Source organism: Aedoeadaptatus nemausensis (genome assembly GCF_903819165.1).
GTDB lineage: Bacteria > Bacillota > Clostridia > Tissierellales > Peptoniphilaceae > Aedoeadaptatus > Aedoeadaptatus nemausensis.
The window spans coordinates 44,835-66,105 of the sequence record NZ_CAIJCS010000028.1; the positions used below are offsets into that span (position 1 = coordinate 44,835).

General features: G+C 47.5%; 28 protein-coding genes and 1 riboswitch. Of the genes, 20 read left to right on the top strand and 8 right to left on the bottom strand.

What is annotated here, in order from left to right:
* Window positions 1-9 precede the first annotated feature (9 nt).
* The 3 genes from PEPTYR26121_RS08200 to pepI are packed head-to-tail and all read left to right on the top strand — an operon-like array spanning window position 10 to window position 3,350.
* On the top strand, window positions 10-1,341 hold the full coding sequence (locus PEPTYR26121_RS08200; RefSeq protein WP_180500906.1) for a peptide MFS transporter: 1,332 nt from the start codon (window positions 10-12) through the stop codon (window positions 1,339-1,341).
* Window positions 1,342-1,375: 34 nt separating this feature from the next.
* Window positions 1,376-2,461, top strand: a complete 1,086-nt coding sequence (locus PEPTYR26121_RS08205; protein ID WP_180500908.1) for a M24 family metallopeptidase — start codon at window positions 1,376-1,378, stop codon at window positions 2,459-2,461.
* Between the two features lies 1 nt (window position 2,462).
* A complete protein-coding gene (pepI, locus tag PEPTYR26121_RS08210; protein WP_180500910.1) occupies window positions 2,463-3,350 on the top strand; it encodes a proline iminopeptidase in 888 nt (295 codons plus the stop codon).
* 58 nt (window positions 3,351-3,408) lie between these two features.
* Here the strand turns inward: pepI and PEPTYR26121_RS08215 are convergent, their stop codons facing one another.
* On the bottom strand, window positions 3,409-4,353 hold the full coding sequence (locus tag PEPTYR26121_RS08215) for an AEC family transporter (protein WP_180500912.1): 945 nt from the start codon (window positions 4,351-4,353) through the stop codon (window positions 3,409-3,411).
* A gap of 109 nt (window positions 4,354-4,462) precedes the next feature.
* On the opposite strand from PEPTYR26121_RS08215, the gene PEPTYR26121_RS08220 reads away from it, so the two are divergent.
* Window positions 4,463-4,783: a DUF3784 domain-containing protein gene (locus PEPTYR26121_RS08220; protein WP_180500914.1), complete on the top strand. Its 321-nt coding sequence runs from the start codon at window positions 4,463-4,465 to the stop codon at window positions 4,781-4,783.
* Window positions 4,784-4,794: 11 nt separating this feature from the next.
* On the opposite strand, the gene PEPTYR26121_RS08225 is transcribed toward PEPTYR26121_RS08220, so the two are convergent.
* Window positions 4,795-5,298 carry a YcxB family protein gene (locus PEPTYR26121_RS08225; RefSeq protein WP_180500915.1) on the bottom strand — a complete coding sequence of 168 codons (504 nt, stop codon included), beginning with the start codon at window positions 5,296-5,298 and terminating at the stop codon, window positions 4,795-4,797.
* A gap of 301 nt (window positions 5,299-5,599) precedes the next feature.
* Here PEPTYR26121_RS08225 and PEPTYR26121_RS08230 point away from each other — a divergent pair, with 301 nt between their 5' ends.
* The 3 genes from PEPTYR26121_RS08230 to PEPTYR26121_RS08240 all read left to right on the top strand — a co-directional run bounded on the left by PEPTYR26121_RS08230 (window position 5,600) and on the right by PEPTYR26121_RS08240 (window position 8,931).
* A complete protein-coding gene (locus PEPTYR26121_RS08230) occupies window positions 5,600-7,045 on the top strand; it encodes a carbon starvation CstA family protein (protein ID WP_180500917.1) in 1,446 nt (481 codons plus the stop codon).
* Window positions 7,046-7,156: 111 nt separating this feature from the next.
* Complete coding sequence (locus tag PEPTYR26121_RS08235) at window positions 7,157-7,675, top strand: nitroreductase family protein (RefSeq protein WP_180500919.1); 519 nt, start codon at window positions 7,157-7,159, stop codon at window positions 7,673-7,675.
* A 53-nt stretch (window positions 7,676-7,728) separates the two neighbouring features.
* Window positions 7,729-8,931: an MFS transporter gene (locus tag PEPTYR26121_RS08240; RefSeq protein WP_180500920.1), complete on the top strand. Its 1,203-nt coding sequence runs from the start codon at window positions 7,729-7,731 to the stop codon at window positions 8,929-8,931.
* Window positions 8,932-8,944: 13 nt separating this feature from the next.
* Here PEPTYR26121_RS08240 and PEPTYR26121_RS08245 read toward each other — a convergent pair whose 3' ends face one another.
* Both PEPTYR26121_RS08245 and PEPTYR26121_RS08250 read right to left on the bottom strand, forming a co-directional pair.
* Window positions 8,945-9,178, bottom strand: a complete 234-nt coding sequence (locus PEPTYR26121_RS08245) for a FeoC-like transcriptional regulator (RefSeq protein WP_180500922.1) — start codon at window positions 9,176-9,178, stop codon at window positions 8,945-8,947.
* A gap of 64 nt (window positions 9,179-9,242) precedes the next feature.
* Entirely contained in the window at window positions 9,243-9,866 is a 624-nt protein-coding gene (locus PEPTYR26121_RS08250; RefSeq protein WP_180500923.1) for a TetR/AcrR family transcriptional regulator, read from the bottom strand.
* 101 nt (window positions 9,867-9,967) lie between these two features.
* Here PEPTYR26121_RS08250 and PEPTYR26121_RS08255 point away from each other — a divergent pair, with 101 nt between their 5' ends.
* Together PEPTYR26121_RS08255 and PEPTYR26121_RS08260 are read left to right on the top strand one after the other, a co-directional pair.
* A complete protein-coding gene (locus tag PEPTYR26121_RS08255) occupies window positions 9,968-10,867 on the top strand; it encodes a GIY-YIG nuclease family protein (RefSeq protein WP_180500925.1) in 900 nt (299 codons plus the stop codon).
* A gap of 52 nt (window positions 10,868-10,919) precedes the next feature.
* A riboswitch (Fluoride riboswitch) is annotated at window positions 10,920-10,988 on the top strand.
* 40 nt (window positions 10,989-11,028) lie between these two features.
* Window positions 11,029-12,225 carry a cation:proton antiporter gene (locus PEPTYR26121_RS08260; protein ID WP_180500927.1) on the top strand — a complete coding sequence of 399 codons (1,197 nt, stop codon included), beginning with the start codon at window positions 11,029-11,031 and terminating at the stop codon, window positions 12,223-12,225.
* A 41-nt stretch (window positions 12,226-12,266) separates the two neighbouring features.
* Here the strand turns inward: PEPTYR26121_RS08260 and PEPTYR26121_RS08265 are convergent, their stop codons facing one another.
* Together PEPTYR26121_RS08265 and PEPTYR26121_RS08270 are read right to left on the bottom strand one after the other, a co-directional pair.
* Window positions 12,267-12,968 (bottom strand): LrgB family protein, encoded by a 702-nt coding sequence (locus tag PEPTYR26121_RS08265; RefSeq protein ID WP_180500929.1) that lies wholly within the window; start codon window positions 12,966-12,968, stop codon window positions 12,267-12,269.
* Complete coding sequence (locus PEPTYR26121_RS08270; protein ID WP_180500931.1) at window positions 12,961-13,332, bottom strand: CidA/LrgA family protein; 372 nt, start codon at window positions 13,330-13,332, stop codon at window positions 12,961-12,963. The genes PEPTYR26121_RS08265 and PEPTYR26121_RS08270 overlap by 8 nt, the downstream gene beginning before the upstream one ends.
* A gap of 304 nt (window positions 13,333-13,636) precedes the next feature.
* On the opposite strand from PEPTYR26121_RS08270, the gene PEPTYR26121_RS08275 reads away from it, so the two are divergent.
* From PEPTYR26121_RS08275 to PEPTYR26121_RS08300, 6 genes are all read left to right on the top strand, one after another.
* On the top strand, window positions 13,637-14,374 hold the full coding sequence (locus tag PEPTYR26121_RS08275) for an SDR family NAD(P)-dependent oxidoreductase (protein WP_180500932.1): 738 nt from the start codon (window positions 13,637-13,639) through the stop codon (window positions 14,372-14,374).
* 56 nt (window positions 14,375-14,430) lie between these two features.
* A complete protein-coding gene (locus PEPTYR26121_RS08280; RefSeq protein ID WP_246285930.1) occupies window positions 14,431-14,691 on the top strand; it encodes a hypothetical protein in 261 nt (86 codons plus the stop codon).
* A gap of 58 nt (window positions 14,692-14,749) precedes the next feature.
* On the top strand, window positions 14,750-15,019 hold the full coding sequence (locus tag PEPTYR26121_RS08285; RefSeq protein ID WP_180500934.1) for a hypothetical protein: 270 nt from the start codon (window positions 14,750-14,752) through the stop codon (window positions 15,017-15,019).
* Window positions 15,020-15,115: 96 nt separating this feature from the next.
* Entirely contained in the window at window positions 15,116-15,508 is a 393-nt protein-coding gene (locus PEPTYR26121_RS08290; RefSeq protein WP_180500936.1) for a GntR family transcriptional regulator, read from the top strand.
* On the top strand, window positions 15,490-16,344 hold the full coding sequence (locus PEPTYR26121_RS08295; protein ID WP_180500938.1) for an ABC transporter ATP-binding protein: 855 nt from the start codon (window positions 15,490-15,492) through the stop codon (window positions 16,342-16,344). The genes PEPTYR26121_RS08290 and PEPTYR26121_RS08295 overlap by 19 nt, the downstream gene beginning before the upstream one ends.
* Window positions 16,337-16,999, top strand: coding sequence for an ABC-2 transporter permease (locus PEPTYR26121_RS08300; RefSeq protein ID WP_180500940.1), 663 nt, complete (start codon window positions 16,337-16,339; stop codon window positions 16,997-16,999). The genes PEPTYR26121_RS08295 and PEPTYR26121_RS08300 overlap by 8 nt, the downstream gene beginning before the upstream one ends.
* A 43-nt stretch (window positions 17,000-17,042) precedes the next feature.
* Here PEPTYR26121_RS08300 and PEPTYR26121_RS08305 read toward each other — a convergent pair whose 3' ends face one another.
* Together PEPTYR26121_RS08305 and PEPTYR26121_RS08310 are read right to left on the bottom strand one after the other, a co-directional pair.
* On the bottom strand, window positions 17,043-18,101 hold the full coding sequence (locus tag PEPTYR26121_RS08305) for an FAD-dependent oxidoreductase (RefSeq protein WP_180500942.1): 1,059 nt from the start codon (window positions 18,099-18,101) through the stop codon (window positions 17,043-17,045).
* Between the two features lie 149 nt (window positions 18,102-18,250).
* Window positions 18,251-19,423 carry an iron-containing alcohol dehydrogenase gene (locus PEPTYR26121_RS08310; RefSeq protein ID WP_180500944.1) on the bottom strand — a complete coding sequence of 391 codons (1,173 nt, stop codon included), beginning with the start codon at window positions 19,421-19,423 and terminating at the stop codon, window positions 18,251-18,253.
* An 80-nt stretch (window positions 19,424-19,503) separates the two neighbouring features.
* On the opposite strand from PEPTYR26121_RS08310, the gene PEPTYR26121_RS08315 reads away from it, so the two are divergent.
* The 5 genes from PEPTYR26121_RS08315 to PEPTYR26121_RS08335 are packed head-to-tail and all read left to right on the top strand — an operon-like array spanning window position 19,504 to window position 21,177.
* The gene (locus tag PEPTYR26121_RS08315; protein ID WP_180500946.1) at window positions 19,504-19,812 is read left to right on the top strand and encodes a DUF503 family protein; all 309 of its coding nucleotides are present in this window, start codon (window positions 19,504-19,506) and stop codon (window positions 19,810-19,812) included.
* An 18-nt stretch (window positions 19,813-19,830) separates the two neighbouring features.
* Window positions 19,831-20,319, top strand: a complete 489-nt coding sequence (locus PEPTYR26121_RS08320) for a prolyl-tRNA synthetase associated domain-containing protein (RefSeq protein ID WP_180500947.1) — start codon at window positions 19,831-19,833, stop codon at window positions 20,317-20,319.
* Between the two features lie 11 nt (window positions 20,320-20,330).
* A complete protein-coding gene (locus tag PEPTYR26121_RS08325) occupies window positions 20,331-20,639 on the top strand; it encodes a hypothetical protein (RefSeq protein ID WP_180500949.1) in 309 nt (102 codons plus the stop codon).
* A gap of 7 nt (window positions 20,640-20,646) precedes the next feature.
* The gene (locus tag PEPTYR26121_RS08330) at window positions 20,647-20,796 is read left to right on the top strand and encodes a hypothetical protein (RefSeq protein ID WP_218956349.1); all 150 of its coding nucleotides are present in this window, start codon (window positions 20,647-20,649) and stop codon (window positions 20,794-20,796) included.
* A 15-nt stretch (window positions 20,797-20,811) separates the two neighbouring features.
* A complete protein-coding gene (locus PEPTYR26121_RS08335; protein WP_218956350.1) occupies window positions 20,812-21,177 on the top strand; it encodes a GNAT family N-acetyltransferase in 366 nt (121 codons plus the stop codon).
* Window positions 21,178-21,271 lie beyond the last annotated feature (94 nt).

Below are 21,271 nucleotides of genomic sequence, written 5' to 3' on the forward strand. Positions count from 1 at the left end.
GAGGAAAACATGAACACTAAAACCAAGATGCCCTTCGGTTTTTATGTCGTTTCCATCGGTTTCTCATTAGAACGTTTTGCATTCTATTCTGCAAAATGGTTGATGACGGTAATGGTTGCAGCTGCTATCGTCAACGGAGGCCTTGGAATGACAGATGCCGATGCGGCCAAAATGAGCGCAAACCTCGTCGCCTGGACTTATGTCGCGCCTGTAGCCGGCTCGATTATCTCCGACCGCTTTATCGGTGCAAGATACTTGATCCCCGTCGGGATGGTCCTTATGGGAGCGGGCTATTTAATCGGTTGGCAAGCTACTACTCCGGCAATGATCAATATAATGATCGCCGTCGTCTCCATCGGTACCGGTTTATTTAAGCCTCAATCCAATGCTATTACCGGCCGTCTGTTCGACGATCCGAAAGTACTGGACTCCGCATATTCCTTGCAATATTCTTTCGTTAATATCGGTTCCTTTATCGGGACGACCATTATCGGTATTTTGGCTATCAGCAAAGGCTATTCCTTCTGCTTCTTAGTTTGCGGCATCATTATGTTCATCAACGCCATTTGGTTTATCTTCGGCTGGAGATACCTCGGCGATGCAGGTAAAAAACCCTTTAAAGTCGACGAACGTAAAGCCCTCGACGAAGAAGCTGAGGCAAAAGAAGAAAAACGTCCTCTTACCGACACTGAACTGAAACGTGTAGGCGCCATCGTTCTCGTATCGGCATTCTCCACCATTTTCTGGCTCTTCTGGTACTTGGCATACATGCCCGTTTACTTCCACTGGGCAGGCGACAACCCGGCAGCCAACTGGATGATCGGCGGATTCGAAGTACCCACCGCATGGTTCGACTCGTTGAACGCACTATGCTGCATTACCATGGGTCCCCTTCTCGGTGCTTTCTGGGCTAAGCGTGCAAGAAGCCCCAAAGGCGACTTCAACATGTTCCAAAAAACATCCTTCGGTATGTTGCTCTTAGGTCTCGCTTATATTATTTTCGCCGTGGCCGACATTGCAAGAGGCAACAACCTCGCCAACCTCGGTTGGATCGTGGCCTTCGGCATTACCTTATCCTTAGGTGAAATGGTATTCTCTCCCCTTGGAAACTCCTTTATTTCCAAGTTTGCTCCGGCAAGACTCTTATCGGTAATGATGAGTGTCTGGACACTTGCCGTATTCGCATCGGCTAAGACCTACGGCTATCTCTATGAATTCACCTTGAAGTTCCCCTTCGCCAAAACTTATTTTGTTATTGCGGCCATCGCCATTGTGTGCGGTCTCATCCTCTTCGCCGTAAGCCCGAAATTAAACAATTTAGTAGTGGAACACGAAGACTAAATAGCTATTGTTTGGTTACTGAAAGGAGCCTAACATGAATCAAGAACGTCTTAATCGTATACTACAAGGCATGAAAGACCGCGGCGTCGACGAAATGATCATTTCCGACCCCATCGCAATTTACTATTTGCTCGGCAGAAAGATCGTTCCCGGCGAACGCATGCTCGTACTCTACATCAATATCGACGGAACGACCAAGCTCGTAATTAACGAATTGTTCCCCCAAGACGGCGATGTAGGTGTCGATCTCGTTTGGTACAATGACATCGACGACGGCGTAAAAATTCTTTCCGATCATATGACCGAAGGAAAAGTCATCGGTATCGATAAGAACTGGGCAAGCCACTTCCTTCTTCGCCTTCAAGAACTTCATCCCGAACTCAAATACGTCAACGGCTCCGAAATCGTCGACGACGTACGCCAAATTAAGGATGAGGAAGAAAAACAGCTGATGCGCGATTCGTCCAAAATCTGCGACGAAGTAATGAAAGAGCTCATTCCCTGGGTCGTTAAAGGCCTTACGGAAAACGAACTCGGCGACAAAGTAAAAGAACTTTTCGCTAAACACGGCGTTACGGAAATGTCCTTCGATCCCATTACCGCATACGGCCGCGGCGGCGCCGACCCGCACCACGTTACCGACGATTCCAAGGGTAAGCGAGGCGATTCCGTCGTCCTCGATATCGGCGGATTCTACAAAGGTTACGCTTCGGATATGACCCGTACGGTCTTTATCGGCGAAGTCAGCGAAAAAGCTCGCGAAGTTTACGAAATCGTAAAAGAAGCGAACCTTCGCGGTATTGCCGCTGCAAAACCGGGCAATCGCATGTGCGATGTGGACCTGGCTTGCCGCGACTATATCGAATCCAAAGGCTACGGCGAATACTTTACGCACCGTACCGGCCACTCTATCGGCTTGGAAGACCACGAAGTCGGCGACGTTTCCTCTGTAAACGAAGCCATCATTCGTCCGGGTCAATGTTTCTCCGTCGAACCGGGTATCTATTTATTAGATGAAGGTATCGGCGTGCGCGTAGAAGACCTCGTCATCATCACTGAAGACGGATGCGAAGTCTTAAACTCTGTTACGAAAGACCTCATTGTCGTAGAGGAGGAATAAAATGGTAGCCGTTCGAGAAGGTCGTATGCCCTTTAAGGGATTCGAAACCTATTACAGAATTACCAATCCCGACGGGAAAAAAGCCCCCCTCGTTCTCCTTCACGGAGGACCGGGGAGTACCCACAATTATTTCGAAGGATTTGATAAACTGGCGGAATCCATCGATCGCCCCATTATAATGTACGATCAAATCGGCTGTGGCCTTTCGGCGACACCCGGTCACACGGAACTTTATAATGCCGAGGTTTGGATGGAAGAGCTCGATGCCTTGAGAGACCATCTCGGACTCGAAAAAGTGCATCTACTAGGTCAGTCCTGGGGCGGGATGCTCGCCATTTCCTACATGATGGAAAAAGATCCTGAAGGTGTACAATCCATCGTGTTGTCGTCCACTCTTCACTCCGCAAAATATTGGAGAGAAGAACAATGGCGCAGAATCTACCGCTTTATGTCGAAAGAAGATCAGGAGACATTTAAAAAAGCGGAAGCCAGCGACGATTACGACGATCCCGCTTATTTAGAAGCTTTGGATCGCTTTATGGACCTCTATTGCGGCCCGACCATCGACGAACAATCACCGGAATATTTGACGCGCAAAAAAGAAAATAGTGGCGAAGTCTATGTAACGGGCTGGGGCGCCAACGAATTCGGTCCTACGGGTACACTGGCAGGATACGATTACGTCGGTAAACTTTCGAAGATTACCGTACCCGCCCTGGTCATTAACGGCCAAATGGATCTTTCCAGCTGCTTTATTTCTAAAGGCATGGCCGACGAGCTTCCCAACAGCCGTTGGGAACTGTTCCGCTATTCACGCCATATGTGCTTTGTAGAGGAAGAAGAAAAATACTTCGACTTAATGCGTGAATGGCTCGGCGACAAAGAATAAAATAAAGAAAGACCTCTTGCAAAAGAGGTCTTTTTTGATGCTTATAAAACATTCGCGTTTAAAGTATCTGCAGCATATGGAGGAGTCCGATCCCGATAGGGTAGGTTACGATGGCGAAGAGGAAGGATGTGGTAATGATCTTCGAGGCCAGTTCGTAGTCGCCGCCCATTTCCCTCGTGTAAATGAAGCAGTTAATAGCGCAGGGCGTGGCCCAAAAGACGTAGGCGATGCCCAGTTCTACGGCGCTCAATCCCATGATCATACCCAAGGGGATGAGGACGAGGGGAGTCAAAATCGTGCGTATGGTCGCAGAGGTGAGCACGAGCCCCATATCTTTTTTCACTGATTCGAAACTTAAACTTGCGCCGATAAGGAGGAGGGAAAGGGGCGTACAAAGGGAGGCGAGCAGGCCGATGCCTTTATCGAGGCCCGCATAGACGGGAATCTCCAGGATATTAAACAGGACGCCGATAAAAATGGCGATGATCATGGGGTTTTTCAGGATCTTCAACAGGATTTTTCCCGGATGAAGCCTTTTATCTTCCGATTCCGAATAGAGGGTGAGGATCACGATGGCGAGAATATTGTAAAGGGTCAGGCCGAAGACGGTAATGACGATCATATGCTCCGGCGAGGGGGTGCCGTAAAGTGATTCTAAAATGGGGTAGCCTACGTAGACGAAATTGGAGCGAAAGCTGCAATGAACAAAGGCGGAAAGTTTTTTTCTGTCGCGAATAAAGGGCCGGGCGGCGATCCACGTGGCGAAGAAGACGAGGCAGATCCCGAGTAATATGTAGGCCACGTAAGTTGTGGGCAGTGATTGGATTTGGGCGCTTCGAATGTCGGAGAAGAGTTTCAGCGGGAGCGCCACGTAAAAAACGATCCAGGTAGAGGTGCTCACAAAGTGTTCGTCTAAATAGCCCTTATGTTTGGCTAAAAAGCCGGCGAGAATCACGAAGAAAATGGGAAAAATAATATTGAGTCCGAGTAAAAAATGTGTCATAATGCCCTCCACTTCGATTATAGTTCAATGATAAACCCTTGTAAATTTTAGAGGAGCATTCTATGATTTAATTAAATCAGGAAAAGGAGGATAGGATGGGCACGGGCGGTTGGATTTGTTTTTTACGGCGACACTTTTATTTATTCTCGGAATTTTGTTTTTAATCATCAAAGGTCCGGCGGCGAAATGGTTGGCGGGTATGCAGTACCTCCCGATAAAAGAACGTAAAGAATATGATCTCGATCGGCTCGCAAAGGATACGGGGAAGCAGTTTTTTTCGTGGGCGGGTCTATTATGGATCGGAGCTTTTCTTTCCTATGTTTTAAATGATAAGCTCGCCATGGCGGCATTCGGTTTATGGATTCTATTGTTTATTAAAAATACGCACATCGATCCTCGAAAGGATATTGAACAATATAAGCGCAATTAAAAAGCACGGACTTAGTCTCCGTGCTTTTCTGTTTGTTTCTTCAGTTTTTCTAAAAGTGCGTTGAATGCGTCTCGATCTTCTTCTTTGACGGCCTCTTTCGGAATATAGACGCCGTTTCGCTTGCCGATTTGAAGGATATAGAGGTTTTTCGTTTCCGCTACGCGGATCACGTGGCGATACTCTACGGAAAGATGAGCTTTTCCCTGATGGAGTTCCACATCATCGTCTAAGAATCGGAGCATGACCTTATCCTCATCGTCTGTGAGCTTTTTCTCCTGAGTCATTAGATCGCGCACACTTAGGGGCACGGTAAAGAGGGCCACTGCCAGGCTCATAAGTCCCGCCGCCATCATGGTGCCCGCTTTAAAATTGTCGCCATCTTTGAAAAATACGATGGCCATGACGAGGCCCGCCACGCCGACGATATAGCCCCAACGAATGAGCCTCCGAAGAATGTAGCGTATAAATTCCTTCATGTACTCTCTTGTATTGGTATAAAAAACGGTGAGTTTCATATTTTCCTCTCTTTTTCTTTGGATTAACTTTATTATATCGAAATCTGTTTTCTCATGGCAGTGAAAGATTCATAGGCTTTAACTCCCGTGGAGTTTTACTTCTCGAATGAAAATATGTCGTCTTATATTAAATATATTGTCTTATTTGTGAGAGGAAACGATAAAATTTATGATTTAATACTGTATTCTTTAAATGATTCTATTGTGAGATTTTTTCATCGTTGTATAATAAACATACGAAGTTAGATAAACCTTTGATTTTCAAAGGGACCTGGCTTTGAATTTTATAGGAGGTAAGTTTATGACTACATTTCTAATCGGCCTTGCGATTTTAATCGTAGGCGGCTTTTTTTACGGTCGTTTTGCCGAAAAAGTGTTCCAACCGGACGATAGGGAAACGCCCGCCATTAAAAATCAAGACGGCGTCGACTACGTTCCCATGGACAAAAAGAAAAACGCGCTGATCGAGCTTTTAAACATTGCGGGAACCGGCCCGATTTTAGGCCCCATTCAAGGGATTTTATTCGGTCCTTTAGCTTTTATTATGATTCCCATCGGCTGCGTACTCGGCGGTGCTATCCACGACTATATGAGCGGTATGATTTCTCTTCGCTCGGAAGGTGCTCAAATGCCGGCGCTTATTAAGCGTAATCTCGGCGGCAAGGTATACTCGGTCTACAACATTTTCGTTATTATTCTTATGATTCTAGTAGGCGCCGTGTTTATCTACACCCCGGGGGACTTAATCGTCGCCAATGTATTGCACCAAGAAGCGATCGCATCCAATCCCGTGGTTTGGATCGTATACGCTTGTATTTTCGCTTACTATATTTTAGCTACACTTTTCCCCATCGATAAGATTATCGGAAGAGTGTACCCGATCTTCGGCGGCATTTTACTTCTTTCCGCCATCGGTATTTTCTTCGGTCTGTTCATCCACGGTTACCAACTGGACAACTTGACCATGCAAAATCTTGCAGGCGTTCATCCGGAAGGCACGCCCATTCTCCCCGTATTCTTCGTTACCGTCGCATGCGGTATCGTATCGGGTTTCCACTCTACGCAAGCTACTTTGATCGGTCGCTCCGTCAAGCACGAACGTGAAGGCCGCTTCGTATTCTACGATATGATGATCTTAGAAGGCTTTATCGCCATGATCTGGGCAGCTGCCGCTATGGGTATTTACAATAAGGGCATCGACGCCGGCCTCATCGGCAAGCCCGCCGTTATCGGCTTGGTTGCCAACGATATGCTCGGTACGATCGGCGGTTTAATCGCCGTCATCGGCATTATCGTACTTCCCATCACCTCCGGTGACACGGCTTTACGTTCCGCCCGCCTTATGATCGCCGATCACTTAAACATTTCTCAAAAAACCATGAAGAGCCGCTTAACACTGTCTCTCGGTATTTTTGCAGGTGTTCTCGTGATCCTGATCTTTGCGAAAATGAGCCCCAACGGCTTCAATGTCCTCTGGCAATATTTCGCATGGGCAAACCAAACCATTGCGGTCTTCGCCTTCGCCATGATTTCCATTTACTTGCAACGTCACGGCAGACAATTCCTGGTATCCTTACTTCCGGGTATGTTCTACATTTACGTTATTATGGCGTATATTTTAGGCGCAAAGATCGGCTTTAACTTGCCTTATATGGCATCCAATATCTTAGGCGTCGTCGCCGCTTTAATTTACGGCTATGTCGTATTTAAAGAAGGCAGCAAACAACAAGATTTGGCAAGTGTATAAATTAAAGAGCATGGGAACATGCTCTTTTTTTATTGGCAAGAAGATGGGATCTGTTTAATTTTCGTCTCTTTCGGTAATCTATAAAATAATGGAATTAGAAAAGAGGAAATAATGGAATTTAAAACGATTTTAAACACGCGCAAATCCGTTCGCTCTTATACCGGCGAAAAGATTTCGGAAGAAACTCTACATGCCATTCTCGAAGCCGGGCAAGCTTCTCCCGTAGGCATGGCCTATTACGACAAGGTGCATCTTACGGTAGTAGAAGATGAGGACATTTTAAAAGAGGTGGAGTCGGGAGCGCAAGCTCTCTACAAAGCGGAAGGTCAGCCCTTTTTACACGGCGCGCCCACCTATATCATCGTATCGGCGGCCGGAGAGGGCAATCTGCATTTCTCAAACGCCGCTATTGTCGCCCACCAAATGAGCCTCGCCGCCGTGGATTTAGGCGTGGGGACCTGCCACATCTGGGGCGCCACCATGGCCCTTCAAGAAAACGAAGAGCTTAAGAAAAAGCTCGCCATTCCCGAGGGATTCATTACCTGCTGCGGCATTATTTTAGGCGTGAGCGACGAAGAATACACGGAGCGAGACGATTTAAGCGGCCGCATTTCTGTGAACAGAATCTAAGAAGAGTCCACCTGAGGGTGGGCTTTTTGCTACTTAAAGGAAAGAAGGAACAAATGGGAGAGAAGATAAAGAATAAAAATTGGACCGGCGCTTTTTTATTTATTACTCTCATGGGAATTGTAAGCTTATTTTCCGACATGACCCACGAAGGGGCGCGGAGTATTCTCGGGGAATTTTTAAGTTTAACGGGGGCGAGCGCCGCCGCCATCGGTTTTGTGTCGGGTCTGGGCGAGCTTTTAGGCTATGGCCTGCGCATCGTCTCCGGACGTTTGGCGGATAAAACCAAGCGCTACTGGACTTTTATCACCTTAGGTTATGCCGTTCAGGTATTGGCCATTCCCGCCCTGGCCCTGACGGGAGAGAAGGGATGGGTCTTCGCCTGCAGTCTCGTCGTCTTGGAGCGTGTAGGAAAGGCCATTAAAAAGCCCGCAAAAAACACGCTGGTTTCCTTTGCCTCTTCCGAGATCGGAGAGGGGAAAGGCTTCGCCTATCAGGAATTTCTCGATCAACTGGGCGCTTTTTTAGGACCTGTAATGCTCTTTTTTATCGGCCTGATTCGGGGAAGCGGCGATGTGTTCGAGACTTATCGCCTGTCCTTTTTATTCCTGGGCATTCCCGCCCTCATCATCATCTCTCTCGTTCTCTTCGCCAAGGCGAAATACCCTCATCCGGAAATTTTCGAAAAACAAAAAGAAGAGACCGAGAGCTTTAAGACGGGTCCGGATTTTGTTCTTTACGTCGTGGCAATCTCACTCTTCGCCTTCGGCTTTATCGACTTTACACTGGTAACCCTTCACGGCGCCGACAGCCATTTCTTTTCTCCCGAGCGCCTCAGCTTACTGTACGCCCTGGCTATGATCGTCGATGCCTTTGCGGCCCTCGTCTTCGGCTATCTGTACGATAAGGTGGGCATTAAAAGCTTAATGATTTCCAGCTTTATAAGCGCATTTTTCGCCCCCTTTATCTTTATGGCGAAGACCCCCGGCGCTATGATCTTCGGCATCGTCCTCTGGGGCATCGGCATGGGCGCCCAGGAAAGCGTGATGAAAGCGGCGGTAAGCGGCTTTGTGCCGAAAGCTCTCCGCTCTACCGGCTTCGGCATCTTCGAAACGGCTTTCGGGATCGCGTGGTTTTTAGGCTCATGGTCTCTGGGATATTTATACGATCACAATATAGGCGCCATGATTGCCCTTTCCGTCATCTGTCAATTGGCCGCCATCGCCTTTTACGCTCTCTCACAAAAAAAGCGCCCCTGAAAGGGCGCAAGGTTTAGGAATTAGCTTCCCACAGAATATGTTCGCCGTGGGAGATGTGGTTTTTACAGTGTTTGCAATTGCCACAGCCTCCGCTGCATGTCGGCGTGTGTTTACGGCGTTTAACATAGCCTAAACGCTCGTAATGATGTAATTCGTCTTCCACCCATTGTACGCTTTGGTCTAAGCGTTGGGCGAGTGCTTCGGCGGTGTGATCGCCGTGTATTTTAATACATTCCAAAACTGACATAAAAATCCTTTCATTGTTCCTAACACCTTTTGGTATCGCCTCTATGCGGAGAAGCGAACAATGATTAAGATTCCCTCAGCATTTCCCGCCAACCGGCGGCGTAAAAACGCTGCAAGGCTTCGATATGGGCCACGGCATCGTCGATAGGTTCGTCGTGGGCGATGATTTCAAAAATCCCCGTGAACATGGAGGTAATGATCATATGAATAAACATATCGTCGATGGAATGGGTGAGCTTGCCGCTGCGAACCAGCTCCTCGATTAAATCGATGGCCGATACGGTTTCGATGGCGATCAGCCGCTCCACATAATGAGCGTACTTCGTCCCTTCGGCGCAGCTCGCGATCAGTTTAAAGACGTCGTAATGTTCGTAAATATAGGCGACGAGTTTTTTCATGTGATCGGTGGTGCGATAGGGGAGATCGGATAGAACGGCGCCCTCGTCGTCGCAAGGCACATTGCTTTCGGCATAAGCCTCGAATAAATCCAGAAGTTCCTGCGCCGGCTCCTCTACGATGGCATCGAAGAGCGCCTCCTTGCTGGCGTAATAGCGGTAGAGGGCGCCTGTGGTAACGTCCACGGCGGCGGCGATTCCTCGAACCGAAGTCTTGCGGTAGCCTTTATGTAAGAAATCCTTTTTGGCCTGCTCCAAAATCGCCTGAGCCAATGCATCGTTTGACGGTCTCATCCTTATCTCTCCCTTCTATTGATATATATTATCACCTAAGGGGAGAATATTCAATCGCTTTATAAATGTTTCATTTTGTCTGAAAAGAGAAAGGAGGATCCATGGCCTTACAATATAACGACATCGGGGACATCCCCTCCGCACCCGGCGTCTACTTATTTTATTCCGAAGGGAAAGTTGTTTATGTAGGGAAAAGTAAGCATTTAAAGGAGCGGGTTCGTTCTTATTTCGGAAAAGTTCACGAGCGTGAAAAACTTTATCAGATGATGCGCTATATAGATGATCTTCGCTATATTGTGACGGACAGCCATTTGGAGGCTCGCCTGCTCGAGTACGAACTTATTAGAAAGCACACGCCGATTTACAACAGTCGCCATACTCGTGGCAAGAGCAAAACCTATCTTCGTATCGACGTGAAGAATTTACTCACTTTGGGAGAATCGGGTTTCGGACCTCTTTTGAATACCAAAGGTTTAAAGCTTTTTATTAAATCCATGAAGAGCCTATACCCTATTCGGCGAAGGGGAGGGGAATTTATTTTCAAAAAGAAGATCATGGCGCCGAAACTTACAGAAGCTGAGCGAAAAGACACGGCGAGGGCTCTCGATTCCATTCTTTACGATCGGAAAAGTTACGCTGCTTTTTCCGACGCCCTTTCGGAGAAAATGGCAAAAGCTGCCGGTGCATTGGCTTTTGAAGAGGCACATTTTTATAAACAGTTGCTGGAAAGCTTGGAGCATCATATCGGGCGAACGGAAAGAGAAAATGCTTTTTATGAAAAGCCCTATGTCTTTTTAACAGAAAAGAAAGATCGCTTTATTCTAACCTGCGGCGGGCGCATCCTAATAAAAGATAGTATCGAAAAATTACCGCAGTACGAGGGCTACGATTATTCAAACGTAACAATGAATCCCGATTTGGAATACGCAAAGATCATTTACAGCGAGGCGAAGAGCGAAGGTTTTATAGGCGAAAAACATAGTGCCGAAACCTCGCTGTAAAACAAGTGGAGGTAACCGCACTTTCCAAAATCTCCTTCTTTTGCTAAAATAGTTAAAAACAGGGAATGAAGTTCTCCCTTGGGCAACCTAAACCGCAAAAGCTGATGACTTCTACGATTTTATCGCAGAAAGCATCGGCTTTTTGCGTGTAAGGAGGTTTTATGTTACTTTCTCTCGCTCTTTTACTTTTAATGGGCCTCGGTATGAAGTCCCTCGTGGAAAAAATGGGCTTGCCGGGGATTATCGGCATTTTCGCTACCGGAGTGTTGCTCGGGCCGAGTTGTTTCAATCTGCTGGACGATCATCTTCTCGCGATTTCCGGCGAGCTCCGGCAAATGGCGCTCATTATTATTTTGCTGAAGGCAGGCCTTTCTTTGGATCTCTCCGATTTAAAGAAGGTGGGGCGGCCGGCGATCTTTGTGTCTTTCGTGCCGGCAAGTTTTGAAATTATAGGTTACACGCTCCTCGCTCCCATGCTCCTCGGGATTTCCAGAGTAGACGCCGCTCTTATGGGCACCGTACTCGCCGCCGTTTCCCCGGCGGTAGTGGTGCCTAGAATGGCGAAGATGATGGAAGAGGGCGTAGGTACGGAACGATCCGTACCCCAGCTCATTATGGCGGGGGCTTCCTGCGACGATATTTTCGTCATCGTCCTCTTTACATCCTTTCTCGGAATGGTAAAGGGAGGGGATCTGAAGTTGGCGAGCCTTATGAACGTGCCTCTATCGGTTATTTGCGGCATGATCCTAGGAGAAATCGTAGGTTATGTCCTTTATCGCTTTTTCGAATCCGCCTTTGTACGTGAACGCCATGTGCGCAACAGTGTCAAGGTGCTCGTGATGCTCGCCGTAAGCTTTCTCCTCGTGGCCGGGGAAGAGCTCTTAAAGGGGAAGGTTCCCGTGTCCGGCCTCATCGCCGTGGTGGCCATGGCCGTGGTGATTCACGAAAAGATGCCCGAAAATGTATCCTCCCGACTTTCGGAAAAATTCGGTAAGCTTTGGATCGGCGCGGAGATCTTCCTCTTCGTCCTCGTCGGCGCCGCCGTGGACATTCACTACACCATGGAGGCCGGGGGAGCGGCGGTGGCGTTAATTTTTATGGCGCTTATATTTAGAAGTTTCGGCGTGGCCTTATCCCTTGCGGGAACCCATTTAAATTTAAAGGAGCGACTCTTCTGTATCTTCGCCTATCTTCCGAAGGCTACAGTGCAGGCGGCCATCGGTTCCGTTCCCCTACAGGCGGGTCTCTCCTCGGGGAATATGATTTTATCCGTGGCGGTGCTTTCCATTTTAACCACCGCGCCTATAGGTGCTCTTTTAATCGATCGCACGCAAAAGAGTTTACTTTCTTCAAAATAAGAGCACAAAAAAAAGGATGTCTTTGTGACATCCTTTTTGCTTTATAAGCCGAGTAATGAAATTAAGACGGGCATGACCACCGACGCGATAATGGCGTGGAGCCCGATGGTAAGGCCGGACATAGCCCCTTCCACTTCGCCCAACTTAATGGCGTAGCTCGTGCCCACGGCGTGTGCCGCCGTGCCGATACCCAGTCCTTTTGAAACCGGGTTTTTAATTTTGGCAAGCTTGATACAGTAGGGGGCGATGACCGCGCCGACGATGCCCGTTAAAATAACGAACATAACGGTAATGGAGACGATCCAACCCATTTTGCCGGAAATTTCCATGGCGATGGCCGTGGTGACGGACTTCGGAATGGACGCCAAAAGTACCTCTTGGGGAATGGTCAGCACATTGCCTAAAAAGACGACGCAGAGCACGACGAAGACACAGCCGATGGTAACCGATGCTAAAACGGGCACCAGATATTTAATCAGTGTGTCTTTTTGTTTGTAAAGGCTCACGCCGATGACGATGGTTTCCACAGGAGAAATCACCATTTGAATGACCGAGCCTCCGTTTTGGTAATTTTCCAGGGGAATATCGAACACCTTTAAAAATAAAATAATGGCAATAATGGAAAACAGAAGAGGGTTTAAAATAGGTGCGTTCAGTCGCACGCTGAGCTTTGAGAAAAGAATAAAGAACAGAATGGAAATAACCAATCCGAAATATGGGGTTTGGGTAAATAAATCAAGCATCTTTCTTACCTCCCGATACTTTTTCCTGCAGGCCGATGATCAGATCACTGGCCTTACCGGTGACGATCATGGTGGCGGCGGTGGAGACCACGATAATGACGAAAATTTTCAGCCAAACATCGAGGCTAAACTCGCCGAAGTATTCCATGACGGCGACGCCGACGGGGATAAAGACGATGGCTAAGTATTTGTTGGATAATTCCGTAACTTCCTTTAAGTCGTCCAGTTTCACGATCTTAAATTCCAATAGGAGGAATAAGATGATCGCGGCGATAATCGTACTGGGGAAGGGAAACGGCAAAAGGCCCGAAATAATTTGGCCGAGAAGCGCCGTCCCGAACATAATTAATAATTGGTATAACACGTTTTCTCTCCCTTTTAATTAAAATTACATGAGCCTCTTTAATATATAAAACCTGCGGGCGTTTATCAAGGTAAAAAATAAAAATTTATCGAGAAACAGGAGAAATAACGGCGTTTAATACAAAATATATCATTTAAAACAAAAGAGACAAAAAGATCGGGCATAAATTTGAATAAAAACGAATATTGACAATACTATATTCAGGAGATTGTATATTCCCTTCGCCGAGTCGGAGATTCTTCCGTGATTAGTTTTTCTATCTTTAGGTATATATTCTAATAATAATAATTATTAGGAGGATACTATGTTAAAGGATAAAATTTGCGTCGTTACCGGCGGTACCCGAGGTATCGGGAAAGCCATTGTAGAAGAATTTTTAAACGAAGGGGCTACGGTCATTTTCTTCGGCTCCCGTGAAGAAACAGTGGCAAAAGCCTTAGAAGAATACAAGAAAAAATATGACAAAGTGGAAGGCGCCTGGCCGAATTTAATGGATGGGGAATCCATTAAAGCCGAAATCGAACGAATCGTAAAAAAATACGGTCGCATCGACGTCCTCGCCAATAACGCCGGCGTCGCCGACGACGTATCGGTATACGATTACGATGCCGATAAATTCGCCAAGATTATGGACTTAAACGTAAAGGGCGTGTTCAACGCCATCGTCGCCACCATTCCCCACATGAAGGAACAGGGCGGCGGATCCATTATTTCCACGAGCTCCATGGTGAGCAAATACGGTCAAACCCGCGGCGTAGGCTATCCTGCGAGTAAATTTGCCGTCAACGGACTTACGATTTCCCTTGCGAGAGAACTTGGTCCCGATAATATTCGCGTGAACGCCGTGGCGCCCGGCATTACCAATACGGACATGATGCAAAAGGTGCCTAAGGAAATGATCGAGCCCTTGATCCAAAACATTCCCCTTCGCCGCATCGGCGAGCCGGAAGATATTGCCAAGGCCTACGCTTTCTTAGCCAGCGACAAGGCGTCCTATATTTCGGGAACCGTACTGAATGTGGACGGCGCCATGCTCGTATAAAACAAAAGGCATCTACAATTGTAGATGCTTTTTACATAGAGGAATACAAACGCATTATGAAAAAGTTTCGAAAAAATTTACAGCTTTACACTTTCTTGCTCGGGTTTATTTTAATCGTCGTCGCCTATTTCATTCCGACCGATCCCTTTCCCACCATTAAACCCATGGGCATCGCTACGATTTTTATCGCACCTATTTTGGGAATTTTAGGCATCGTCTTTTCCCTAATCAATAAAAAATACCGCTACATCGTCCCCAATGTGCTCTTGGTATTATCCTTTTTCATCCTTATGGATCTGTTTTATTTAATCCCTTGAGACATAGAAAAGAGTCGCGAGGCATGTAAGGTTTAGAGAACAAGAAGAGGGAGCACCGATGAAATCTTGTTTAGAAAAAATTCATAAGATGACGGTGGTCGTCGGCGTCCTTATGATCGTCGCATCCCTTTTCGTTCCCACCGATCCTCTCGCCGAGATGCGGCCCGTGGATTACGCGACGCTATACGTAGCGCCCGTCCTCGGCATCGTCGGCATAATATCATCTTTCGTTCAGAAGCAATACCGGTGGATGATTCCCAATCTATTGCTCATCCTTTCTTTTTTCATCGCCATGGCAATGGCTTTTATAGGGATGGCACTACCGTAAAATTTCATATATTAAAAGGCAGGCAGGTCCTGTCTTTTTTTGTTCCTTGACAAGCGTTATATACTGTTATACACTGTTATCGAAATGAGGGATACCATGGACATCATCATTGACAATTCCGCTTCGTTTCCTATCTACGAGCAGTTGCGGAATCAAATTCGAGATCAAATTATAAACGACGTATTGGCATACGACGAGCAACTTCCTTCCATTCGCGTTCTCGCCAAAGATCTTTCCATCAGCATTATGACGGTGAAAAAAGCTTACGACGCTCTGGAAGAGGAAGGTTTTATCGTAACGCGGCAGGGGAAGGGGTCCTTCGTCGCCGAAAAAAATGAAAATGTTGCGCGGGAAATCGTGCAAAAACAAATGGAAGAGCATATGGAGGCCGTCGTGGCCATTGCCAAAGATCATGGCATCGAAAAGGAAGATATTATGGCCATGCTGGATGTTTTATTCGGAGGTGACAAATGGATAGAATCGCATTAAATAATATTCGAAAAGAATACAGCGCCTTTACATTAGATGGCGTCAGCTTTCCCGTGAAAGAGGGCTATATTACGGGCTTTATCGGGCCCAACGGCTCGGGGAAAACGACAACTATTCGCGCCATTTTAAACCTCAATCACTTACACGGGGGCGAGGTGCTCTACCGCGGCGTTCGCCCGGAAGACAACGACTACCTTCAGGATGTAGGTATCGTTCTCGACGAATCTTATTTTCCGAAGGATTGGTCGATTGAAGATGTGAACAATGTCTTATCCGTAGGATATAAAAACTGGAAGTCCTCTGAATTTTTTAAGCGAGTGAAAGATTACGGTATCGATCCGAAATTAAAAGTGAAGGCCCTTTCCCGAGGTATGACGACGAAGCTGATGCTCGCCGCCGCCCTTTCCCACGGCGCCAAGACGCTGGTGTTGGACGAGCCTACCAGCGGACTGGATCCTCGCTCTCGGGACGAATTTCGCGACACCATTCAACACTATATGGTAGAGGATGAGGAAAATACTGTGCTCTTTTCCACTCACATTACGGAAGATTTGGAGGTCATCGCCGATTACATCGCCTTTATTATGGACGGCGCGCTGATTTTTTACGGCACGAAGGACGATTTCTTAGACGCTTACCGCATCGTAAAATGCAGTGAAGATAATTTAAGCGGTGTGGATCCGAAGGAGATTCTCGGCAAGAAAAAAACCTCCACCCATGTAGAAGTATTGGTTCCGTCAAAAATGGCCGATGCTTTCGGCGAAAACACCGTCGTGGAAAAGCCATCCATCGATCGCATAATGACCTTCTACCATCGAGGTGATGAACATGCTTAAAACCTTTAAAATGGATTTGTTGGGCATTCGCCCCTATATAACGTGGAAGCTGATTTTGTTTTTCGTCCTGTTTTCCGTAGGCTTTACTTATTTTGCGGAGCTGTCCTTTTTCCCCATGGTCTTCGCCATGACTCTCTCTCTAATGATTATGACCTACCCCTTCGTAACCGGAGAAGATTCCGGGACGGAGCGGCTCTACCGCATGATCGGGATGGAAGATGAAAATACGGTGCGGGGCCGTTACCTTTATTCTTTAGTGGTATTTCTCGTCGCCACCCTCGCCGCCCTCGTCATTATGAACGGCGTGAATCTGGCGAAAAACGGCGAGCTCCTTATGGGGGAAAGTTTGGCGAGCGGCGGGCTTTATCTCGTTATGTATATCCTCTTTATGGATATCAATCTGCCGATATTCTTCGCTGTAGGCCATAAAAAAGCCAAGGGCGTCGCCGGCGGGGCCCTTATTGCCACGACGGGGATCGTCATCGCCGTCTCGGGCTTTGCCGCCTCGACTTTTCCGAATGAAGTGAAAGCTCTATACCATTGGGCCACGAGCCATCTTCTTTTCGTGATTCTCGGGGCGGTTTTAGTCCTCGTCCTCTTGACGGCGATCTCTTACGCCATTGCCCTTAAAAAATTTAAAAAGCGAGACCTTTAAAAAAGACCTCGACAAATGGAGTATTCCAAATGTCGAGGTCTTTTTAATTCATATATTTTCGATCGATATAATCTTTTAAGCGCCAGCTCAAATGGCCGTAGAGAGATAGGCCGCCCCAGTTGAGAATGGCTTTTTTCGATCCGCAGTTTAAAATTTGAAGATAGCGGCTTTGAGGCTTGTAGTCTCGCTTTTTTCCGCCTCTAAGGACGCTCATGAGATTGTTTAAAAGCACGGGGGCTTCCCTAATGGCGAAGACGCCGGCCTTGTTGAGTGTGGGGTAACAACGCAAATTAATCATATCGCCCATGGCGAGAGCGTCTTCCGCCACGTGAAGATCGTCGCTCGCCCAAATAAAGCGATCCTCGGAGATATCGAAGCCTCTGAAATCCACGTCGATGCCCGTAAAGCCCGTGGAGAGAATAATGTAATCGAAGGGGAAAGATCTTTCGCCGGAAAGGGCCTCGTTATTTTCAAGAGCGGTAATGGGAGTGTTTTCTAAGAGCCGAATCTTTTTTTCGTCGGAAAGTTTTCGCACCTTTTTGCGGGTCTTTTGATTAAAGCGGCTGCAGACCTCTCCCGATGTAGCCACCGTAATGGTGAGATCGGGGTAAGCTTCCCTAAACGAAAAGGCAAGCTCCATTCCCGACGCGCCGCCGCCGACGATAAAGAGTTTTTTGCCCGCTACGCTTTCCGTCTCTAAAAACTTTTTAAACTCTACGATGCGGCCGATGGGCTTTACATAAGTTCCCGCCATGTTACCCAGGGGAAAGACTTCCTTCGAACGGACGCCGAGATTCATAGAGAGGACATCGTAGGGATACTCGCCGTTTTCCGTTACGATCAACTTCTTTTCCCGGTCCACAGCGGTAATGGTTTCCTCCACATAGCGAATGGAGGCTTTTTTGCATAGTTCGGGGACATTAAAGGAGATGTCCTCTTCCGTGTAAATCCCCTCCACATAGCCGGAGAGCATGCCGGAGTAATATTGTTTCGGATAATCGGTAATAAGGCTTACACGATAGTCTTCTAAGGGCCGCTTCATTAATTCCTTTAACACCAGGATGTGGCCGTGGCCGCCTCCTGCTAAAATAAGTTCTTTCATACTGCCTCCTTTTTTAAAGCGTATCAATCATGGAATGGAAAGGCAATTTTAAAAGAAGATGTATCGAAAAAAAGAGACGGAACGGAGCTGTATTTAGTTTTTCAATAATAGGAGCAGAAAAAAAGCCCCATAGGGGCTTTCGTTCCGCATCAGTTTTTGAAAGAGGCCTTATAAATGGCGAGGATATCTTCTTCATGGAGATCGACGAAACCTTTAATGGTGCCGCCTACGTGATCGGCGCAGGCTTTCGCCATGGGTTCGAGGGCATCTTCCGTAATGCCGACTTCTTCCAGCGTCATGGGGACATTCATGGAAAGGAAGAAATCGTGGAGACGATCGATGGCTTCTTCCGCCATTTCCATGGTATCTTTTTTCGGAATGTCGAAGACGTGGTGGCCGAAGCGGGCGATTTTCGGCGCCGTCTCTTCATTTAAGAGATGACGCAGCCAACGGGGCGTTAAAATGGCGAGGCCCACGCCGTGGGTAATGTCGAAGAAGGCGGAAAGTTCGTGCTCCATGGGGTGAACGCTCCATGCTTGGCTCTTGCCCGTATTTAAGAGGCCGTTAATGGCCCAACTGGAGGCCCACATTAAGTTGCTCCGCGCTTCGATATCGTCGCCGTTTTCTACGGCAATGGGGCCGTAGTGGACGCAGGTGCGCAGAAGCCCTTCGGCGAAGGAATCTTGCAAGAAGGCGTCGTCATTTAGAGAGAAATAATTTTCCATGGTGTGGCTCATAATATCCGCCGTGCCCGATGCGGTTTGGTAAGGACTTACAGTTTTGGTATAGGCGGGATTTAAAAGACTCACCTTCGGGAGCACATGTCTGCTGGCCCAACCGAGTTTTTCTTTAGTCTCCGGATTCGTAATAACGGAGGATGTGTCCATTTCAGAACCTGTAGCCGACAAGGTCAACACAGTAGCGAGGGGAAGGGCGCCGGTAACTCTCGCCTTCTTGACGACGATATCCCAGGGATCGCCGCCGGTGACGGAGGCCGCCGCGATTAATTTCGCCGCGTCGATAGTGGAGCCGCCGCCGATGGGGACGATGACGTCGATGTTTTCGGCCTTTACTTTTTCAACGCCTGAGACGACGCTTTCGATGCGGGGATTGGGTTCGATGCCGCCGTGATCCACACATTCCACCCCTTCTTCTTTCAGCGCCGATGTAATGGTATCGTAGATGCCGTTTCGCTTAACGGATCCGCCGCCGAAGACGATAAGGGCGCGGCTTCCCAGTTTCTTTACTTCTTCGGCAAAGGCGCGGGCCTGATCTTCGCCGAATAAAATGGCGGTGTCCACGTGAAATTTAAAATCTCTCATAATAAATCCTTTCTCTTTCCTAAGTTTCTTATTTTAGGGTATACCCTTAAAGAAAGGGTTTCATAGAAGCGAGGTGGGAAATGAATCATTTTGTCGTGGCACTTTCTTTTTCCGTGCGCCTTTACGTAAGTTTTTCCTTGAAAGATAAACGGCGCATGCGGCAAAAGCTGACCATGGGGCTTCGAAATAAATTTAATCTTTCGATAAAAGAAACGGGGAATCACGATCTTTTAAATTACATTACCTTCACCGCCGCCTACGTGGCCATGGACGCTACGGAGGGGGAAGAGTTTGTAGAAAGATTTCGACGGGTCGTGGAAGAAATCGCTCTCGGGGAAGGGGAACTTGCTCGCTACGATTGGGATATGATAAATTACAGTCAAGAATAATTTTTTAAGGAGGACCTAATGGATAAACAAGAGATTTACGATTTTTTAGACGAAAAAAACATAAAGTACGAAGTGGACGAACACGAAGCAGTAATGAATATGGAAGAGCTCGCCAATGTGGACCTGAAATACCCGGGCCGGGATGCGAAGAATCTCTTCGTTCGAGACGACAAGAAGCGAAATTATTATTTGATTACGGTCTACGGCGACAAGCGGGTGGACTTAAAAGAATTTAAGGAAAAACACGGCACCCGCCGTCTGTCCTTCGGTAAGTCCGACGATTTAAAGGCAAAGCTCGGCTTGGAAGCCGGCGCCGTGTCTCCCTTCGGTCTTTTAAATAATGAAGAGCACGATGTCATCTTCTACCTGGATCGTCAATTTACAAAACAAGGCGGCATTATCGGTATTCACCCCAACGACAATACGGCCACTGTTTGGCTGCAGGCGGAAGATCTTGTCGCTCTTTTAGAAGAAGCGGGCACGAAAGTAAATGTAGTGGCGATTTAAACGAAGAGTCCATGAGAAAAGATATTCCGAATCTCCCCTACGACAATCCCTTTTACAAGAAGATGCGCCGCGCTTACCCCATGCTCGTAAGCTGTGCGGAGTGCAAGACGGATCTCGTTATGTACCAAAAGGGCGGGAAGGGCGGTCTGATAAAATTACGCCTGGATCGTTTGCTATCGGCGAGTTTTCCCATCGACGGGGAAGCTTCCGCCATGAACTGCCCCAATTGCGGCGCTCTCTTCGCCAAGCGCACTCTTTATAAGGGGCACATTCATTACTTTATTATGCGGGGCACGGTAAATACCCGATCGTTTTATTAGGAGGACTATGAAGTTTCGATTAGCGAAAGAAAGCGAATTACAAAAAGTAGTAGAAATTTACGAGCGCATCCTCGACGATGAAGAGGCGGGTCATGCCGTCGTCGGCTGGGAACGCGGCGTCTACCCGACCTTTGAAACCGCACAATCCGGCTATTAAAAAGGCGAACTTTATGTGGCCCTTTTAGAAGAAGAGATCGTTGCCTCCGCAATCATCAACTCCGCGCAGGTGGATGTTTACGAAAAAGGAGAGTGGCAATACGACGCGGCGGATGAAGAAATCCTCGTGCTCCACACTCTCACTGTGGATCCGCGAGCCGGAGGCAAAGGCATCGGGCAGACGTTCGTCGATTTTTACGAAAAACTCGCAATAGAAAGGGAAAGGCCCTATTTGCGGCTCGATACCAATGCAAAAAACGCCCGTGCACGGAAAATGTATAAGTCCTTAGGCTATGAAGAGGTCGGCATCGTGGACACCACCTTTAACGGCATCGCCGGCGTGGAATTGGTGCTTCTGGAAAAGATGGCGAAAACAGAATAAAATGAAATAAACTCTCGCAACGGATTTAGAGTGACCCCTAAAGTTGGACAAAATCGAGTAAGCATTTCGCTTGCTCGATTTTGTTTTACACAAC

What these genes read in the sequence shown, in the direction of transcription:
- PEPTYR26121_RS08265 (WP_180500929.1), bottom strand. Translation starts at nt 12,968, where the DNA reads ATGCTTGATTTATTTACCCAAACCCCATATTTCGGATTGGTTATTTCC.
- PEPTYR26121_RS08305 (WP_180500942.1), bottom strand. Translation starts at nt 18,101, where the DNA reads ATGAAAGAACTTATTTTAGCAGGAGGCGGCCACGGCCACATCCTGGTG.
- PEPTYR26121_RS08275 (WP_180500932.1), top strand. Translation starts at nt 13,637, where the DNA reads ATGTTAAAGGATAAAATTTGCGTCGTTACCGGCGGTACCCGAGGTATC.
- PEPTYR26121_RS08280 (WP_246285930.1), top strand. Translation starts at nt 14,431, where the DNA reads ATGAAAAAGTTTCGAAAAAATTTACAGCTTTACACTTTCTTGCTCGGG.
- PEPTYR26121_RS08215 (WP_180500912.1), bottom strand. Translation starts at nt 4,353, where the DNA reads ATGACACATTTTTTACTCGGACTCAATATTATTTTTCCCATTTTCTTC.
- PEPTYR26121_RS08230 (WP_180500917.1), top strand. Translation starts at nt 5,600, where the DNA reads ATGACTACATTTCTAATCGGCCTTGCGATTTTAATCGTAGGCGGCTTT.
- PEPTYR26121_RS08225 (WP_180500915.1), bottom strand. Translation starts at nt 5,298, where the DNA reads ATGAAACTCACCGTTTTTTATACCAATACAAGAGAGTACATGAAGGAA.
- PEPTYR26121_RS08300 (WP_180500940.1), top strand. Translation starts at nt 16,337, where the DNA reads ATGCTTAAAACCTTTAAAATGGATTTGTTGGGCATTCGCCCCTATATA.
- PEPTYR26121_RS08310 (WP_180500944.1), bottom strand. Translation starts at nt 19,423, where the DNA reads ATGAGAGATTTTAAATTTCACGTGGACACCGCCATTTTATTCGGCGAA.
- PEPTYR26121_RS08250 (WP_180500923.1), bottom strand. Translation starts at nt 9,866, where the DNA reads ATGAGACCGTCAAACGATGCATTGGCTCAGGCGATTTTGGAGCAGGCC.
- PEPTYR26121_RS08200 (WP_180500906.1), top strand. Translation starts at nt 10, where the DNA reads ATGAACACTAAAACCAAGATGCCCTTCGGTTTTTATGTCGTTTCCATC.
- PEPTYR26121_RS08325 (WP_180500949.1), top strand. Translation starts at nt 20,331, where the DNA reads ATGAGAAAAGATATTCCGAATCTCCCCTACGACAATCCCTTTTACAAG.
- PEPTYR26121_RS08255 (WP_180500925.1), top strand. Translation starts at nt 9,968, where the DNA reads ATGGCCTTACAATATAACGACATCGGGGACATCCCCTCCGCACCCGGC.
- PEPTYR26121_RS08235 (WP_180500919.1), top strand. Translation starts at nt 7,157, where the DNA reads ATGGAATTTAAAACGATTTTAAACACGCGCAAATCCGTTCGCTCTTAT.
- PEPTYR26121_RS08315 (WP_180500946.1), top strand. Translation starts at nt 19,504, where the DNA reads ATGAATCATTTTGTCGTGGCACTTTCTTTTTCCGTGCGCCTTTACGTA.
- PEPTYR26121_RS08320 (WP_180500947.1), top strand. Translation starts at nt 19,831, where the DNA reads ATGGATAAACAAGAGATTTACGATTTTTTAGACGAAAAAAACATAAAG.
- PEPTYR26121_RS08260 (WP_180500927.1), top strand. Translation starts at nt 11,029, where the DNA reads ATGTTACTTTCTCTCGCTCTTTTACTTTTAATGGGCCTCGGTATGAAG.
- PEPTYR26121_RS08205 (WP_180500908.1), top strand. Translation starts at nt 1,376, where the DNA reads ATGAATCAAGAACGTCTTAATCGTATACTACAAGGCATGAAAGACCGC.
- PEPTYR26121_RS08240 (WP_180500920.1), top strand. Translation starts at nt 7,729, where the DNA reads ATGGGAGAGAAGATAAAGAATAAAAATTGGACCGGCGCTTTTTTATTT.
- PEPTYR26121_RS08245 (WP_180500922.1), bottom strand. Translation starts at nt 9,178, where the DNA reads ATGTCAGTTTTGGAATGTATTAAAATACACGGCGATCACACCGCCGAA.
- pepI (WP_180500910.1), top strand. Translation starts at nt 2,463, where the DNA reads ATGGTAGCCGTTCGAGAAGGTCGTATGCCCTTTAAGGGATTCGAAACC.
- PEPTYR26121_RS08290 (WP_180500936.1), top strand. Translation starts at nt 15,116, where the DNA reads ATGGACATCATCATTGACAATTCCGCTTCGTTTCCTATCTACGAGCAG.
- PEPTYR26121_RS08285 (WP_180500934.1), top strand. Translation starts at nt 14,750, where the DNA reads ATGAAATCTTGTTTAGAAAAAATTCATAAGATGACGGTGGTCGTCGGC.
- PEPTYR26121_RS08295 (WP_180500938.1), top strand. Translation starts at nt 15,490, where the DNA reads ATGGATAGAATCGCATTAAATAATATTCGAAAAGAATACAGCGCCTTT.
- PEPTYR26121_RS08330 (WP_218956349.1), top strand. Translation starts at nt 20,647, where the DNA reads ATGAAGTTTCGATTAGCGAAAGAAAGCGAATTACAAAAAGTAGTAGAA.